Below are 1322 nucleotides of genomic sequence, written 5' to 3'. Positions count from 1 at the left end.
TGGCGCAGCCAGGCCGTGATCGAATTTGACCTGAAGGGCAATATTCTGGATGCCAATGACAATTTCCTGTCGGTGATGGGCTATAGTCTGGCGGAACTCAAAGGGCAAAATCACCGCATGTTTGTCGAGGCTGATTATGCCAGAAGTGCCGATTACCAGGAATTCTGGCGTGAACTGGGACGGGGCAATTTTGTTGCCCAGCAGTTCAAACGCATCGCAAAAGGTGGGCGGACCGTATGGATCCAGGCATCCTACAACCCGATTTTTGATCCGGATGGTAATCCTTACAAGGTTGTCAAATACGCCACCGACATTACCGAGCAGATCGAGTTGCTTGATGATCTCAAAGAGATGATTGATGTCAACTTTGCCGAGATTGACCATAATCTGCATGATCTGGATGATCAGGCAAACCACGCCTACCGCACATCCGAGGAAACATCGGCCAATGTGCAGGCGGTTGCCGCCAGTGCCGAAGAATTGCTGGCATCGATTACCGAAATTTCGCGCAGCATGTCGGCGGCACGGACCTCTACCGACCAGATGTTTGACAAAACGGTCAAGGCGGGTGAATCAACTGACCGCATGGATGAAGTTGTGTCCTCGATGGGCAATATCGTCGAGGTGATCCAGAACATTGCCAGCCAGATCAATTTGCTGGCGCTGAACGCCACCATCGAATCGGCCCGCGCGGGTGAAGCAGGCAAAGGTTTTGCCGTTGTGGCAAACGAGGTTAAAAACCTTGCCAAACAGGCGGCGCGTGCGACCGAAAGGTTAAAAACCTTGCCAAACAGGCGGCGCGTGCTACGGAGCAGATTTCGGCGGATATTGGCGGGGTTCAGGGCATTGCCAGGGAAGTTGCCTCTGTTCTGGCCGAGATCCGCACCGAAGTGGAAGGGGTGGTCAATAACGTTACCAGCATTTCCTCAGCAGTGGAGGAGCAGAGTGCCGTTACCGGCGAGGTCTCCGTCAATATGCAGTCGATGGCGGTATCGGTTGAAAGCTTTGCCGCCACCATCAACCAGATCAAAGGCGGGTCTGGCCTGGTGTCCGGATCGGTCGGACGTACCCGGGAAGCAGCGATGGTTCTGGCGCGTTAAGTTAAACGGACGACAGATTAACGGGCCGGTGGCAGCAATGTCACCGGTCCGTTTTGGGTCTGTTTTATTATGCCAGACACATCCTGCGTTAAAGCAGGCGTTCCCCGTTGGGAACTTTCTGTTCCGGCCGGATCAGGACAATACCTTTGTCGGCGGTGCCATCGGAAAATCCCAGACACAGAACTTCCGACATGAAGGGGCCGATCTGGCGGGGCGGGAAAT

Annotated in this window: 2 protein-coding genes and 1 pseudogene; 2 read left to right on the top strand and 1 reads right to left on the bottom strand. The window is 54.3% G+C overall.

All coding sequences use genetic code 11. The features are described from left to right. Positions 1-15: 15 nt before the first annotated feature. Positions 16-270, top strand: a pseudogene (locus TH25_RS25805) (PAS domain-containing protein); the annotation flags it as partial. Positions 271-419: 149 nt separating this feature from the next. Here TH25_RS25805 and TH25_RS25800 read toward each other — a convergent pair. Continuing rightward, positions 420-707: a hypothetical protein gene (locus tag TH25_RS25800; RefSeq protein ID WP_473243616.1), complete on the bottom strand. Its 288-nt coding sequence runs from the start codon at positions 705-707 to the stop codon at positions 420-422. Here TH25_RS25800 and TH25_RS25795 point away from each other — a divergent pair. Further along, on the top strand, positions 607-1322 hold a 716-nt coding region (locus TH25_RS25795), incomplete at its 3' end, for a methyl-accepting chemotaxis protein (RefSeq protein ID WP_473243613.1). The genes TH25_RS25800 and TH25_RS25795 overlap by 101 nt on opposite strands.

This window comes from Thalassospira profundimaris (assembly GCF_003326755.1).
Lineage (GTDB): Bacteria > Pseudomonadota > Alphaproteobacteria > Rhodospirillales > Thalassospiraceae > Thalassospira > Thalassospira profundimaris_B.
The sequence above is the reverse complement of the archived record's forward strand: the minus strand, read 5'-3'. Positions and strand labels throughout refer to the sequence as shown.